The following is a 15,852-nucleotide window of genomic DNA, read 5'->3' as shown; positions in this document are numbered from 1 at the left end:
GTCATTACCGGGCTTATTTTTTGGGGGAGGGGCTACTTGCCCTTCACCTCGCGTGCCAGAGCCAGCAGCTCCTCATGCACGGTCGTATCGCCCGTAACCTCCGGGTGGAAAGAAATACCGATCAGGTTGCCCGAACGCACACCCACAATCTTCCCCTCATGACGAGCTGTCACCTGCACACCCTCACCAGTGCCGGTCACAATCGGCGCACGAATAAACGCCGTATCAATAACCACCTCATCACCGGCAGGGGTCAGCCACGGCAGGCGCACCTCCGCAGAATCAACCTGCGAACCAAAAGCGTTACGACCCACCGAAACATCCAAAACACCCAGCGACTGCTGACCCGGTGCCGGATCATCAATACGCTCCGACAACATAATCAGGCCAGCGCACGTGCCCAGGGTCGGCATGCCCGAAGAAATCGCCTCAATCAGCGGTTCACGCACACCAAAAATACGGGTCAGACGGTCAATCGTTGACGACTCACCACCCGGCAGAACCAGCGCATCCAGACCCTCAAGCTGCTCACCGGTACGCACCCAGCGCACCTGCGCACCCAGGGACTCCAGCATCAGCGCATGCTCACTCACGCCGCCCTGCAGCGCCAAAACACCAACCGTCAAACCCTCACCCGGCAAAACACCGGTAGGCTGAACCTTCTCAACCATCACCGCTCCCTTCAGAAAATCAACAAAAACAAGGAGGGTGGGACCCGCCTCAGCGAACCCCACCCCCTCATCAAACACTCACCCCAAACGTGGGGTGCGCGCACGAATTACCAGCCGCGCTCCGCCAGGCGGTGCGGTGCCGGAATGTCAGCAACGTTAATGCCGACCATAGCCTCACCCAGGCCGCGAGAAGCCTCAGCAACCTTCTCCGGGTCATTGTAGAAAGCGGTAGCCTTCACAATAGCCTTCGCACGAGCAACCGGGTCGCCCGACTTGAAGATACCGGAACCAACGAACACGCCGTCAGCACCCAGCTGCATCATCATCGCAGCGTCGGCGGGGGTAGCCACACCACCAGCGGTGAACATCACCACGGGCAGCTTACCGGTCTGAGCAACCTCACGAACCAGCTCGTACGGTGCAGCCAGTTCCTTAGCCTTCACGTACAGCTCGTCGGGCATGGTGTTGTACAGGCCCTGCAGCTCAGCAATCTGACGCTTAATGGTGCGGATGTGCTTGGTCGCCTCAGAGACGTCACCGGTGCCAGCCTCGCCCTTAGAACGGATCATAGCGGCACCCTCGGTGATGCGGCGCAGAGCCTCACCCAGGTTGGTAGCACCACACACGAAAGGCACCTTGAACTGGTGCTTGTCAATGTGGTTCACGTAGTCAGCGGGGGAGAGAACCTCGGACTCGTCAATGTAGTCGACCTTCAGGGTCTCCAGGATCTGAGCTTCAACGAAGTGGCCGATGCGTGCCTTCGCCATGACCGGGATCGAAACAGCATCAATGATGCCCTCAATCATGTCCGGGTCAGACATACGAGCCACGCCGCCCTGCGCACGAATATCCGCGGGCACGCGCTCGAGAGCCATGACGGCAACAGCGCCAGCATCTTCAGCGATCTTAGCCTGTTCGGGGGTGACGACGTCCATGATGACGCCGCCCTTGAGCATGTCGGCCAGGCCGCGCTTAACAAGCGGGCTGCCGGTTACGGTGTTGTTATCAGTCATGACCTTATCTTCTCACGTTCTGAGTGTTCGCGCGCACTCACGGGGTCGGATTTTCTGTTCTCTGACACAGTACGACCCCAAGTTCACGTCAGAATGACACAAAACGTCATGAAAAGCGGTCAGGGTAGGGCGGTTCATGGGCTGAGCAGGCCCGGCTGAGCAGACCCGCCGGATGCACGCAGGTCGCCTCCCATAAACTCACACCCCGAGCGGCCATAAGGCAAGATTTTGCTCACGGTGAGCATCTACTCACCCGCACAGAACATCGGTAAAATACAGAAGCTACGCCCGCACTCGTCCTCATGCGGAAGCCTCACGGCCCAGGGAACGAGCAAAACATTTTGGGCACCCTGGCACCCGCACACTCGCGGACATCAGCCGTCTATCAGACGCACACCATGAACCAGCCGCCACATCCAAAAGGAACACACCAAATTGCTTGAAGTCATCATTGCCCTATCGCTGGCAATTCTTCTGGGTAATATCCTCGCCCATAAAATACGGATAACCCCCGCCATTATGCTGATATTCATTGGCCTGGCTATCGGCATTATGCCCGCCCACGAACTGCACGAAGTTCAGAGTATCGGCCTGCCGCCGCACGTCATCCTCGAAATCTTCCTGCCCATCATGCTCTTCTGGGAAGCCCGCAACACCTCATGGCGTGAAGCGCGCGCCCGTCTGCGCGGCATCCTGCTCTCGGGCACGGTGCTCGTAATTCTCACGGCGTTCGTTATCGCCTGGGTGATTCACACATTTATGGGCGTCTTCATCTGGCCTGTGGCGCTGATTATCGGTGTGGCGCTCGCCCCCACCGATGCTGTGGCCGTGGCAACGCTTAACGGCAAACTCCCCAAATCTTCCATCACCACCCTCAAAGCGGAAGCACTCATTAACGACGGCACCACCCTAGTTCTTTTCGCACTCGCCCTGCAGCTTGCGGGCGGTCATGAACTTGCTCTGGGGAACGCATCCGGAATGTTCTTCTTCTCGTTCCTGATTGGATCTCTCGTTGGCCTGGCCGTCGGATGGGGTGCGAATAAGCTGCGTGCACATATCGGCAACCCCATGAACTTCAGTGTGTTCATGTTTACCATACCGTTTATTGCTTTCTTCCTGTCTGAAGAAATCGAGCCTTTTGAAGGCATGAAAGGTTCCGGAGTGGTAGCTGTGGTGGTCGCCGCTTTCTACCTGACATATCGCGGACCGGATACCATCAAACCCCAGAACCGTTTCTACGGACTGCCCATCTGGGCGTTCGTCACCTATGTCATGAACGGTGCGCTCTTCGTGCTCGTGGGTGTTCAGTTGCCCAGCGCCGTTGAGCATATGGATGGTGTTGTTCATGAATACAACTATGCGTGGGCTTTGGCGCTCGCCGTGATTGTGGTGGTGTGGCTCGTTTCCATTGCGGTGCGTTTTATCTTCCTGCACATCTCGATTGGTATTATTCCTGCTCTTGACCGTTCAGAAAAGCAGAGGCAGCTGCGCACAACTTTCCGTGGTCGTGTAGTGAGCACCTTTGCGGGACTGCGCGGCGGTGTTTCCCTCGCGGTGGCTCTCGCCGTGCCGACTAGTGTTCCCGCGCGTGACTTTATTATCTTTGTTGTTGCGGGCGTGGTTCTGCTGTCGATGGTGGTTCAGGGGATGCTCCTGCCGCTCGTTATTAGGTGGGCAAAAATCCCGCTTGATACCGCCGAAGAAGACGAGATTAATGAAGCAGTGCGCACGATCATTGCCGAGTCCTTCGACTCTGTGGCTGAAATCGGCCAGGAAATTGGTGCACCACAGTGGGTTATTGACCGCATTGCCGACGAACACATGTACAACGCGAGTAGGTACCGCAACCTGCACACCGTTCGTAAACACGGTGCAAACGCTCCGGAAGAAGCCCGCCTCATTATTGAAGCGGGCGACTTTGAGAAAGAGCTGCGTTTGCGGCATTTGGAGAAGCAACGCAGCGTGCTCAAGCGTCTGCGCGACGAAGGCAGAATCGACACGAACGTACTGCACCAAATCCAGGAAATCCTGGATATTGAGGAGGTACGTGTGCTCGGCCCGGTTGAGCTCGAATAGCTCACGCTCCTACATGCGATACGTATGAGGCGAGGCGCCCCACCCCTAAACGGGGAGGGGCGCCTCGTTGTTTTTTATGTCTAAACCTCTAGACCCACCACTACGTGGAGACGGTACAATACACTAGCCCGTTTTTCGCGCGGACCACGCTTCATGCCGCGCACCGGACACAACACAGACTAGAACCACAGGAACCTATGACGTCCCACCAGACTGAAAACAACGCGCCCAAAAACGGCGCACCTAACAACACTGCACCCGCCGCAGGACACGGCCCGCACGGCGCAAACGAAGACCCGCAGAACATCTACCTGCTCAAAGACGCCCCCATCCTCAAGGCGCTCCTCTCCCTCGGCGTGCCCATGGCACTCGGCCTCGCCATCACCAGCATCTACAACGTGGTGAACTCCTACTTCGTCGGCCACTACGGCGGCACCGAAGACCTCGCCGCCACCAGCTACGGCGTGCCCGTCTTCGGCGTCATCATGGCGATCGCAGGCCTGTTCGGCCTGGGCTCCTCAACCCTCGCCTCCCGTAAGCTCGGTGAGGGCCGCCCCGTCAGCGAGATTCACCGCGTCACCTCCTTCGCACTCTACTCGGCGCTCGGCGCCGGTATTGTTGCTGCCGCTATCGGCTTCATCCTCGCCGACCCGATCACCAGCATCATGGGTGCCTCCGGCGGCTCCTACGAGCCGACCCGCATCTACGTGCACCTCATGTTCCTCGGCGCCCCCTTGGCTATTGGCATGTTCACCCTCGAACAGCTCGTCCGATCCGAAGGCTACGCCAAGCAGTCCATGTACGGCATCATCGTCGGCACCGTCGTCACCTGCATCTTCGACGTGCTGTTCATCGCCATCATGGGCATGGGCGTCGCCGGTGCCGGTTGGGCGATGCTGCTGGCGAACGGCGCATCCATGCTGTACTACCTGCTGTTCCTGATGCGTCAGAGCGAGAACTTCTCCGCGAACATCCGCGACTTCTCCCTCGACCCCGCCATTATCAAGCCCGTGGTCGCGGTCGGTGCCGCCGAGCTCATTCAGAGCCTCAACCTGATCTTCGCCGCCCTGCTGCTGAACAACCTCGCCGCCTCCTACGGTGACGACACCGTGGCAGCGTTCGGCTTGGCAATGCGCCTGAACATGGTGCCCGAAATGCTGTGCATGGGCCTGTGCATGGGCGGTATCCCGCTGTACGCCTACGCGTACGGTGCCCGCAACGGTGCCCGCGTGAAGGAGGCGCTGCGCACCGCAACCATGCTGTCTGTGGCAACTTCCGTGGCCATCACCATTCCGGTGCTGATTTTCCGCCGCGAACTGCTCGCCGTGGTTGGCGATGAGCGTCTGGTCTCCACCGGTGAAGAGGTCATGGTCGCGCTGATGCTCGCCGCCGTGTTCAACGCGGTCAGCATCGTGTTTGTGTCTTGGTTCCAGGCGGCCGGTAAGGGCGGCCCGGCAATGCTGATGACCCTCGGCATTGCGTTGCTCTTCTTCCCCGCCGTGTACTTCGGCAACATGTGGTTCGGCTTTAAGGGCCTGACATGGGCGTTCCCCTTCACCCAGGTGCTCGCCTGCGCGCTGGGTCTGGTGCTGTTCCTCGCCACGGGCGGTACGAAGGTACCCCCGGCTGAGGTTGAGACTGAAGGTTCTGAGGAATCAGACGCTCAGGCTACCCAGGTTTCCGTTGCACAGCCCGAACAGAAGGCATAGCCCTCGGTCTGCGAAAACATAGCAAAAGCCCCGGCTCCATCAAAGGAGCTGGGGCTTTTGCGTTGGTCTTTACGCTAGTGGAGGCGCTAGTTCTTCCGCCTAGTTCTTCCACCACGAATCAAAAATCGTCACCGGAGTAGTGCGCTTATGGCGGCTACGCAGGTAAATCTGCTCCAGCTTCTCAGCCGCCGCTTCGTCGATGTCCTTACCCTCCAGGTAGTCGTCAATCTGCGGGTAGGTCAGACCCAGCTCATCCTCATCGGTACGGCCGGGCACGCCGTCCAACAGGTCAGCCGTCGGCGGCTTAGCCCACAGACGCTCAGATGCACCCAAAACACGCAGTAGCAGCTGGTTCTGGCGCTTATTCAGGCCAGCCAGCGGCAGCAGGTCCGCGCCGCCGTCACCGAACTTCGTGAAGAAACCCGTAATGGACTCCGCCGCATGGTCGGTGCCGACCACCAGGTAGCCGGGGCCGCCAGCAATCGCGTACTGGGCGATCATGCGGGCGCGCGCCTTCACATTACCCTTGTTGAAGTCGCTCATCTGCTCGCCGGTCGCGGCAGTGTAGGCGGTGTCGAAACCATCCACGGCTTCGGCAATGTTGAAGGTCAGGGAGCGGGTGGGCTGGATGAAACGCAGCGCCTCCTGCGCGTCCTCTTCGTCATGCTGCACACGGTAGGGCAGGCGCACCGCCACGAACTCGGTGGTGCGGCCACGCTCGTTGAGGCGGTCCACCGCCAGCTGGCAGATGCGACCGGCCAGGGTGGAGTCGATGCCGCCGCTGATGCCCAGTACCAGGCCGCGGCTTCCGGTGGCTTCCAGGTAGTCGCAGATGAACTGGATGCGGCGCTCCACTTCTTCGCGTGCCTGCTCTTCGGTCATGTTGGGCTTGACGCCCATTTCACGGATGATCTGTGCCTGTAATTCACGCATGACTTAAGTGTACGCTCCACCTTATAGCCCGTGCGGTGAACCGCCGGGGGAGGCGAGGTAGTGTTCCACACGGTGCGTTCAGCGCGGCGTACGCGGCGGGTTCAGTATCGTTTCAGCCCTGAAAATACACAGCATACTCACCGGTAAAAACCCTGTGCGACAACCCGTGCGGCTGTTAGCATGAACATACGGTTCAAATACCGTTCAATATAGCCGGTGATGAGGGAGAACACCCACACACCCGCTACGCCACAGAACACGTCAACCAAGGACGGTGAAGACAGCACCATGGCAAAGACAAAAACTGAACTCTACGACGAGCTCGTAGACATCGAAACCAGCCTCGAAAACCACCCGCTCACCTCGGGGAAAATAGCGGAGGCGAACATCATCGTCGAGCAGATGAAGGAGCAGGGCGCCACCCCGGAAGAAATCGATGAGGCGCTTACCGGGCAGGGGCTGCCCTCCCTCGTGGAGATAGGTAAGAGTACCTTGCTGCAGTCTTTTAGCCTCTGGAAGCTCAGTCACCGCAAGTCCAAGGTGGAAGCCGCCATTGAGAAAATCAACCGTAAAGAAGCCCGCCAGCGCTAACTAGCCCGCCTCGGGCAGAGGTGAGGCAAGCAAATACCCCCGGCAGATGCGTACGGCATCCACCGGGGGTATTTCTTTTTTCAAAGGAATATCAGTGGCTTAGATTCTCAAAGACGCTCTCATAGCGGTCGATGAAGTCCGCCGCCGCGCTCAGAAGCTCCTCCTGATCGAGGACATCCCGAGTAGCTGACAGCGTCTCATCCTCGCCGTTCTGAACCTGTAATTCATGCATAACTTAAGTCTACGCCGCAGACATAACAGCCCACAGAAAAGGCCGTGCCGGGGCAGAAAACTCCACCCCGACACGGCCCTCACATCCGCATCCGACTAGCGGTTATTCAGCACACGCACGTTATAGCGGTGCAAGAACGCCGCCATCGCGCCACGCTCAATCGGCTGAACCGGACGGAACGAACCATCAGCCCAACCAGTCGTAATACGCTGATCAGCCAACCACGAAATCTCACGATAGAACTGGCTACCGGACGACACGTCACTAAACGGCGAAGCCACCGGAGCCGAATATGCCGGCGAACCCGCAAAACGGTAGAAGAACGCCGCCATAGCATCACGATTCACTGCAGCATTAGGACGGAACGTACCATCCGACCAGCCGGTCGTAATACCGCGGGCACGCATCCACTCAATCTCCTTGAAGAACGGGTGATCACGCGGCACATCCTTAAAGCTCGGGGTGCTCGGCGCAGTGAACTGCGGCGAACCCGCCATACGGTAGAAGAACGCCGCCATCGCGCCGCGCTCCACCGAACCGTTCGGGCGGAACGTGCCGTCCGGGTAGCCGGTCGTGATACGACGCTGAGCCAGCCAGTTAATGTCGTTCACGAACGGGTAATCCGCCGGAACATCCGTAAAGTGTGCGCTCGCGGCGGTAGCCTCAGAGTTCGACGAGACACGCAGAACCTGCGCACGCTCACCCGCAGCACCGTTCGTACCGGACAGGTCGCCGGTCGCATTGTGCATGTGCAGGAACAGCGCAGAAACGTTCTTCGCGTCGCCGTTACGGTGCGCCACCAGCTGCGTGGAGGGCGCATCCACGAACAGGTTCGGAACGCCCGCCGACTCGCCGCTGAACCACAGCTTCGGCGCCGCATAGTTGAACACCACCGAATCAGTCGTATCAACCACGGTCGTAGCGGAGAACGCACTCGAAGTGGTCACCGAGTACGAAATCTCGGTGGACTCAGCGTTCGGGTCCAGACCCAGAACGCTCAGCGGAACAGTCATCACCAGGGTGTTCGAATCCATGATGTTCGTGTCCGTGTCACCCCAGGTGCCGTTCAGCGGGTACAGGGCATTCTCGATGGCCTGCCACTTGCCGTTGCTACGCTTAGAAACCTTCACCAGCGGGTAGTCCAGGCCCTTCTCACGCACCGTCTGCAGGCGGTAGTCGCTCGTGCCGTCCTTGTCGGTGTCAACGAACACGTAGTAGGTGCCGCGCGGGGTCACCTCCTGCCAGTTACCCCAGGTGGAAATACCGAAGGACAGGTGCGCCTGCGAGGTGTCCGCACCGGCAGCCTTCAACGCCGCCACGTTCGAGGCGGCACCCACGTACTGCAGGTCCATGCGGGAATCCGAACCCACACCCAGCTTCGCGGTCGGGATGCGCGGGCTCGAAGCGCCCAGCTCAAAAGCACCCAGCAGGGAGCGGTAACCGCCCTGATCCACCGCGGTACCCTGCAGGGTCAGGGTCTGCTCGGTCGCGCCGGAACCCTCAGCATCGAAGGCGATATCGGAGCCAGCCACACGCATCGCGGAGACAGGCTTCGGTGCCACGTGCAGCGGCATGCGCAGGGTCTTCACCGCAGCCGAGGAATCAGTATCGGTCAGGATCAGGCGGCCCGAAGCGCTCGCAATGTATTGGCGGGCACCCGAAATGGTGACCGTACCGGTCGAGTAGTTTACCGAATCCTGGTTCGGGTACATGGACGGGTCGCGGGTCTTCTCCAGCTTCGACGGGTCAATGCGCACCGTCACGGTGAACGTCGCCTTCTGGCCGGCACCCACAGACACGGACTGCGGGTAGGAGAACTCCACACCCGGGATGCTCGTGCTTCCCTCATAGTTCAGGGTGTAGGTGTGCGCCACCGAGTCGGTGTTCTCGACGCTCACGCGGTGCTGCAGGGTCTGCACACCGGCGTTCGGGGTGTACTCGAGCACGCCGAAAGTGTCCGAAACCTGTTCGGGGCGTGCCGCGTTGAACAGCATGACGCGGTCAGACACCGCCGCACGCGTGTTGATGCGGCCGGTACCCACACGGTCCACCGCGTAGGGGTTGCCCCAGGCGTCCTGCATGTGGTGGTCGGCGGTGTTCATGATGACGGTCTTAAGCATGCGCGGACCGTACTCCGGGTGCGCCTGCATGATCAGCGCCGCAACACCGGCAACAAACGGCGTGGACATGGACGTACCGGTCTTCACGCTCGAACCGGTGCCGCTACCAACCTCGATAGAGGAAATGTTCGTGCCCGGTGCCGCAACGTCCGGCTTGGTGATGCCGTGCGAACCGTGCAGGCCACGCGCGGTGGAGGTGTTCGCCTGATCCAGCTTGCCGTTGGGCACGCGGATCGAGTCGCGCAGGTTCTCGCCGAGCTGCAGGGTCAGCTCACCTGAATCAATCTGCGCGGAAAGGCGCTCCACCTGGCTCTTTGCCAGGCGCACACCCGGAATGGAGGAGTTACCGCCGATAGCGGTGTCACCGACCTCAGTGTTCGAGGTGAGCACCACGCCGGTCGCGCCAGCCGCCTGCAGGTTGTCGAAGCGTACCTTCGAACCGCAGGGGGCGGTGCCGTCAGCGTCCGCCCAGTCGATGAGGGCCCACTTGCCCTTCAGCGCTGCGGCTTCCTCTTCGGTGAACGCCTCGCAGGCGTAGCGGTTACGGGAGGCGGCACGCACCACAGTGCCGCGCAGCTGCTCCTCGGTCGCCTTCGAATAGTCGAAGCTCACCGAGTAGTCGCCGTAGGTGTCCGCCTCATTCGCGGGGGAGAGAATCTTCACGCGGTCTACCAGCTGGGTCGAGCCGATGGAGTTCGCCACGGTCAGGCCGTAGGCGCTGGTGCCGGGGCCGCCCGAGTTGGAGTAGGTGTCGCCCACGGCGTTGTAGTTGTTGGCGTTACCCGCCGCAACCACGGAGAGGATGCCCTCGCGGTAGAGGGAGCCGACCGCGTAGTTCACGGTCTCATCGAACACGCCGAACTCGTTGCCGAGCGACAGGTTCGCGATGTCGGCGCGGTCCGAGAAGTCGCCGTCGTCGTTGGGGTCAAGCACGCGGTCCAGGCCCTTGGGGACGAACGCGGTGGTGCCCTTACAACCGAAGATGCGCAGACCAATCAGCTGGGCGTCCGGTGCGGAGCCGGGGCCAATCTTCATGTCCTTGAGCTGCTCCTCGGTGAGCTTGGAGTAGTCGCCGCGGAAGGTGCTGCCGTCCGCGTTCACGCCGTAACCTGCCGCGGTGCCCGCCACGTGGCTACCGTGGCCGCCGCAGTCGAGCGGGTTGTTATCCGGGTGGGGAGTGGAGGTTTCCTTCTTACCGGAGTTGTAATCGTCACCGACCAGGTCGTAGCCGCCAAGGAACTTCTTCGGATCGTAGGTGCCCTCGGGAATCGTGTCGGATGCCTTTGCCTTCTCGAAGGCTTCCTGCGTGCCGGGGCCACCCAAATCGGCGTGCGTGTAGTCGATACCGGTATCGAGCACGACAATCTTCACGCCCTTGCCGGTGTAGCCGGTGGAGGCGGGGTTTGCCGGGCTCTTCGCCCACACGGAGAGCGTGTCCGTATCAATGAGGGTGCCGCTGTTCTGCGGTGCCATGTCCTCAATGATGCTGATGCGTTCCACATCGTCGCGGTTCGCGAGCGCACGAATCTGCTCGACGTTACCGTAGAGCGCCACGCCGCGCATCGTGTTGTGGGTGGTGTACAGGACCTGCGCGCCGGATTCCTTCGCCGCGGAGGCGCCCTGCTGCTGCACGCTGGCGCGGATTGCCTGCACCTGTGCTTGCGCGTTGACGGGTGCCTGCGCGCGGGAGCGGACCGCGTCCGGCTGGGTCTGGGCGTACGCACCTTGACCCTTGAATCGGACGAACACGGCGCGTTCGCCGGTGGCGCCGTCCAGGCTGGGGGAGAGAACTTCGTTGTTGTTCTCGCCGGTGCCGGTGTTCTGGTGGGGTGCGTCCCGGTCTGCGCCGCGTACTACGCCCGGTGCCGCGTAGGCAGCGGTACCGAACGGCAGGGCGGTCAGCCCGAGGGTGAGCCCCAGGGTGAGTGCGCCGCAGCTGCGTGCCAGTTGCTTGAGGCGGCCCGGCTGTGTGTGCCGGGCGGCTCGCGCGGGGGTAGCTTCAGGGAAGGTTGCCACTGAATGCTCCTTTTTAGTGATGGTGTGTTTCTTAGCGGTTTCTTCACTGGGAGTTCTGAGCCGTGGGTTCTGCACGGAGGGTTCCGTACCGCGAGTGCTACGGTGCGTCTGCAGTGTGTCTGCGGTGCGCCTCCAGTGTGTCCGTATGGCGTGTCCATGCGGCGTGAACGTCAAGGTTCATGCCGCCTGGTGAAGAAACCTTCATTCATTGTCTCAACGATTCTTTATATAACCTAGTCAGATTCGTATTACGGAACATTACGCGTCAATAGAAAGCGCCCGGCCACAAAAAAGGGAGCCGCACCGCCGCAGATAAACTGCAACGGTACGGCTCCCTCGGTAAAACCTGCTGAGGTAGCACCTACAGCGGTAGAACCTTACGAACCCTTAGATTTCAGGGCTTTCCTTCAGCACACCCGTGCTGTAGCGGTACACGAACGCCGCCATAGCGTCGCGGTGCACCGGCTCCACGGGGCGGAACGAACCATCGGGCCAACCGGTGGTCACGCCCCGCTCAGCCAGCCACGAAATCTCGCGGTAGAACTGCTTGTCGGTCGGAACGTCCGTGAAACGAGCCTGCGCGGGGGCAGTGTACTCGGGCGAACCCGCGTAACGGTAGAAGAACGCAGCCATCGCGTCACGGTTCACCGAACCTTCCGGGCGGTACGTACCATCGGGCCAGCCGGTCGTGATGCCCTGAGCCTTCATCCACTCAATCTCCTTGTAGTAGGGGTGGTTGAGCGGAACATCCGAGAAGCTCGGGGTAGACGGTGCGGTGTACTGCGGCGAGCCGCTCATACGGTAGAAGTACGCAGCCATGGTGCCGCGGTCCATGTTGTTCAGCGGGCGGAAGGTGCCGTCCTGGTAGCCGCGGTCAATCTGACGGGCAGCAATCCACGTGATTTCACGGTAGAACTGGTTATCCGACGGAACGTCGGTGAAGCGTGCATCCTGGATGGTGCGAGCCACCTTCACGACCTGCGCACGGTCGCCAGCGGCAACACCGTTAGCGGTCTTACGGCCGCTCAGGTCACCGGTCGCGTTGTGCATGTGCAGGAACAGAGCCTGACGCTCCTTGTTGTTGTTCTTGCGGTGAACGGTCAGCTGACCGCCGTCACGGTCCACGAACAGGCCGGGCACGCCCGACTCCTCACCGGTGAACCAAACACCGGGGTTGAAGGGGGAGTACTCGATAGCCGAGGTGGTGTCCACGTAGGGGTTGCCATCGTTGTACCAGGTGTCGGTCTGCACCGTGTACTTGATGGTCTGAGCCTTCTCAGCGGTCAGGCCCAGGTCCTTCAGCGGCACACCCAGAATCATGGTGTTGGTGTCCATGATGTTGGTGTCGGTGTCGCCCCAGGCCTTGTTCAGCGGGTAGCGAGCCACCACGGTGGATGCCTCACCGGAGATGGACCAGACCTTCACCAGCGGGTAGTCCAGACCCTTCTCGCGGGTCACCTCCAGAACGTAATCTGCGGTGGAGTCGTTGTTCGTATCAATCTGCACCTGCACCTGACGTCCCCAGTGCATAGTGTCCCAAGTACCCCAGGTCGAAATACCGAAGAACAGAGAACCATCGTTCGGGTTCTTGCCGGCAGCCTTCAACGCCGGTGCATCCGAGGCGGCACCCACATACTGCAGGTCAACAGACTGGTTCGACGGCAGCTTCAGCTGACCGGACGGAATACGGTCACTGACCGCACCCAGCTCAAACGCACCCAGCAGCGAACGGTAACCGCCCTGGTTCAGGGTCGTACCGCGCAGAGTCACCGTGGACTCCTTATCGGCAATACCCTTGTAATCAATACGGGACGCATCAACGCGCATCTTCGAGACAGGCTTCGGTGCCACGTGAATCGACTGGCGAATCGCCTCGCGACCATTCTCAGAGAAAATCAGGCGACCAGAAGCGCTCGCAATATACTGGCGCTTACCGGCAGCCAGAGTCTTACCGGTCGTCCAGTCCTGAGCAACCTGGTCGGCGCTCATCGCCGGATCCATGGTCTTCTCCAGCTTGGACGGGTCAATACGCACGGTCACGGTCACGCTCTTACGCTCACCGGCACCCACGCTCACCTGCTGCGGGTAGGAGTACTCCACACCCGGGATGGTCGTGCTTGCCTCGTAGCTCAGGGTGTAGGTGTGAGCCTGCGAATCGGTGTTGTCCAGCACGATTTCACGCTGGACAGTCTGAATACCCGAATCGGGGGTGTACTCCAGCACGCCAAACGCGGTCGAAACACGCTCGGGGGTCTTCGCATCGTACGCGATAACCTTCGCGTCCACGGCGGCGCGAGCATTCACCATGCCCGTACCCACACGATCCACCGCGTACTGCGCACCCTGCTCATTCTTAATCGGGGTGGACGCACCGTTCATCAGCGCAGCCTTAATCATCTGCGGGTTGTAATCCTGATGCGCCTGCATCACCAGGGCAGCAATACCGGTCACATGCGGGGTTGCCATCGAGGTACCGGTGAAGGAAACACCCTTATTACCCGTGCCCACAGCGGCAGAGACAATCTCAGTACCCGGTGCCGCAAGGTCAGGCTTAATGAAGCCATCAGAACCGTGCTGACCGCGAGCGCTCGAGGAATTCAAATCAAAAGCGTGCGAGTGAGGACCGCGGCCCGAAGCCTTGTAGTCCAGGTTCATCTCAACGGTCACCGGACCGGCAGCCAGAGCCTTCTCCAGGTCCTTCGTCGAAGAAGCAGTCAGACGCAGACCCGGAATAGTCGCATTACCACCAATGCCGATCGTGTAGCGCTCAGCCTTACCGGCCATCACCACGCCAACACCGCCGGCAGCCTGAACGTTATCGAAACGCACCTTCGAACCGCACGGGAACGTCAAATCGTCCTGATCCCACTCGAAGTAAACCCACTTACCCTTCAAAGCCTTCGCCTCTTCAGCGGTGAAAGCCTCGCAAGCGTAACGGTTACGCTTCGGCGCGGCAACAACCTCGCCGCGCAGCTGATCAGCGGACGCCTTCGAATAATCAAAGTTCACCGAATAATCACCCTGCAACCACTCCAAACCAGTCTTCGTGGTCGCGCGGACACGGTCAATCGGCTGAGTCGAACCGTAAGCATTCGCCACAGACAGCGCCGCAGCCGCATTCGCGGGGCTACCCGAATCGGAGTAGGTGTCACCCACACCGTTGTAGTTATTGGCGTTACCGGCAGCAGCCACAGTGAACACACCCTGGCGCGCCATCGTATTAATCATGTACGACTCAGGGTCGTCAGCCGGGGCGAACTCGCCACCGAGCGACAGGTTCACAATGTCGGCGCGGTCAGAGAAATCACCGTCACCATTCGGGTCCATCACGGTATCAAGCGCCTTCATCACAACACTCGAATTGCCGTAGCAACCGAACACACGAATCGCCAGAATCTGAGCCTCAGGAGCAGTACCGGGGCCAATAGACATGCCCTTCAGCTGCTCCTCCGTCAGGTTCTTGTAATCGCCACGGTAAGTCGTACCGTTCGCCGTCACACCATAACCGGCGGCAGTACCCGCCACGTGCGTGCCGTGACCGCCAGAACCGAAACCATCCGGGCGGCAATCCAGCGGGTTATTATCCGGCTGCGGAGTCGACTTCTCAGCCACCGATGCATTGTAGTCATCACCGACCAGGTCAATGCCGCCAATGAACTTATTACGATCAATCAGACCCGAATCAGCGGACGGAAGCTCCGTCATCGCCTTAGCCTTCAAATACGAATCAACCGTACCGGGGCCACCAAAATCAGCGTGCGTATAGTCAACACCAGAGTCAACAACCGCAATCTTCACGCCCTTACCCGTATACCCCGTATTCTCACGAGTCCACGTGGCAAGAGTCTTCGTATCAATCTCGCTGCCGGAGTTCATACGCTCCTTCGCGATAATCGGCGAAATACGCTCCACATCCGGGCGCTCCGCCAACGCACGAATCTGCGCAGCATCACCAGTAATCGCCGCACCACGCATCGCATTATGCGTGGTGTACATCAGCTTCGCGCCAGAAGCAGTCGCCACAGACTGAGCCTGCGACTGCACCTGAGCTGCAATAGCCTGCACCTGCGCCTGACGGTTCGCCGGCGCCTCCTTACGTGCTAGAACAGCCGCGGACTGGGTCTGCTCATACGCACCCTTGCCCTTGAACTGCACATACACGGTGATCTGGCCTTCAGCCTTCTGCAGGCCTGGGCTGATACGCGAGGCAGCGTTACCGGATGCGCTCGCAGTGCTTCCTTCGACCTGCTGGGGGCTCTGAGCGTGAGCTGCAGAGAAAGTGGCGGGAACGCCGAGAGTAAGGGCAAGAGCCGCACTCAAACCGGTCGCACCGACAGCCTTCATTCTGCGGCGTGGCGCATGAGGCGTTGTCATGGAATCCTCCTTCGGATTTTCTATTTTTCGGTAATGCTGTGTGCTCTGTGGTTGTGTATCGGTGATGTGCGGAGGCGGCCCCACCGGCAGACGACGAGTGAGCGTGTCCGCCGGTGA

Annotated in this window: 9 protein-coding genes; 3 read left to right on the top strand and 6 right to left on the bottom strand. The window is 60.3% G+C overall.

Annotation, left to right across the window (positions count from 1 at the left end; all coding sequences use genetic code 11):
- Positions 1 to 32: 32 nt before the first annotated feature.
- Both pdxT and pdxS read right to left on the bottom strand, forming a co-directional pair.
- Positions 33 to 671, bottom strand: coding sequence for a pyridoxal 5'-phosphate synthase glutaminase subunit PdxT (pdxT, locus tag RM6536_RS03305; protein WP_049333863.1), 639 nt, complete (start codon positions 669 to 671; stop codon positions 33 to 35).
- A gap of 107 nt (positions 672 to 778) precedes the next feature.
- The gene (pdxS, locus tag RM6536_RS03300) at positions 779 to 1,684 is read right to left on the bottom strand and encodes a pyridoxal 5'-phosphate synthase lyase subunit PdxS (protein ID WP_005507298.1); all 906 of its coding nucleotides are present in this window, start codon (positions 1,682 to 1,684) and stop codon (positions 779 to 781) included.
- Between the two features lie 435 nt (positions 1,685 to 2,119).
- Here pdxS and RM6536_RS03295 point away from each other — a divergent pair, with 435 nt between their 5' ends.
- Together RM6536_RS03295 and RM6536_RS03290 are read left to right on the top strand one after the other, a co-directional pair.
- On the top strand, positions 2,120 to 3,760 hold the full coding sequence (locus RM6536_RS03295; protein WP_060824033.1) for a Na+/H+ antiporter: 1,641 nt from the start codon (positions 2,120 to 2,122) through the stop codon (positions 3,758 to 3,760).
- Positions 3,761 to 3,957: 197 nt separating this feature from the next.
- Positions 3,958 to 5,469: an MATE family efflux transporter gene (locus tag RM6536_RS03290; RefSeq protein ID WP_060824032.1), complete on the top strand. Its 1,512-nt coding sequence runs from the start codon at positions 3,958 to 3,960 to the stop codon at positions 5,467 to 5,469.
- A gap of 99 nt (positions 5,470 to 5,568) precedes the next feature.
- Here the strand turns inward: RM6536_RS03290 and nadE are convergent, their stop codons facing one another.
- Complete coding sequence (gene nadE / locus RM6536_RS03285) at positions 5,569 to 6,402, bottom strand: ammonia-dependent NAD(+) synthetase (protein ID WP_060824031.1); 834 nt, start codon at positions 6,400 to 6,402, stop codon at positions 5,569 to 5,571.
- Between the two features lie 288 nt (positions 6,403 to 6,690).
- Here nadE and RM6536_RS03280 point away from each other — a divergent pair, with 288 nt between their 5' ends.
- The gene (locus RM6536_RS03280; RefSeq protein ID WP_060824030.1) at positions 6,691 to 6,993 is read left to right on the top strand and encodes a hypothetical protein; all 303 of its coding nucleotides are present in this window, start codon (positions 6,691 to 6,693) and stop codon (positions 6,991 to 6,993) included.
- 91 nt (positions 6,994 to 7,084) lie between these two features.
- On the opposite strand, the gene RM6536_RS09065 is transcribed toward RM6536_RS03280, so the two are convergent.
- The 3 genes from RM6536_RS09065 to RM6536_RS03270 form a co-directional block, all read right to left on the bottom strand.
- On the bottom strand, positions 7,085 to 7,225 hold the full coding sequence (locus RM6536_RS09065) for a hypothetical protein (protein WP_171840170.1): 141 nt from the start codon (positions 7,223 to 7,225) through the stop codon (positions 7,085 to 7,087).
- 95 nt (positions 7,226 to 7,320) lie between these two features.
- Positions 7,321 to 11,361 (bottom strand): S8 family serine peptidase, encoded by a 4,041-nt coding sequence (locus tag RM6536_RS03275; RefSeq protein ID WP_060824029.1) that lies wholly within the window; start codon positions 11,359 to 11,361, stop codon positions 7,321 to 7,323.
- Between the two features lie 387 nt (positions 11,362 to 11,748).
- A complete protein-coding gene (locus RM6536_RS03270; protein ID WP_060824028.1) occupies positions 11,749 to 15,735 on the bottom strand; it encodes a S8 family serine peptidase in 3,987 nt (1,328 codons plus the stop codon).
- Positions 15,736 to 15,852: the final 117 nt, after the last annotated feature.

It is taken from the genome of Rothia mucilaginosa (assembly GCF_001548235.1).
GTDB lineage: Bacteria > Actinomycetota > Actinomycetes > Actinomycetales > Micrococcaceae > Rothia > Rothia mucilaginosa_B.
The sequence above is the reverse complement of the archived record's forward strand: the minus strand, read 5'-3'. Positions and strand labels throughout refer to the sequence as shown.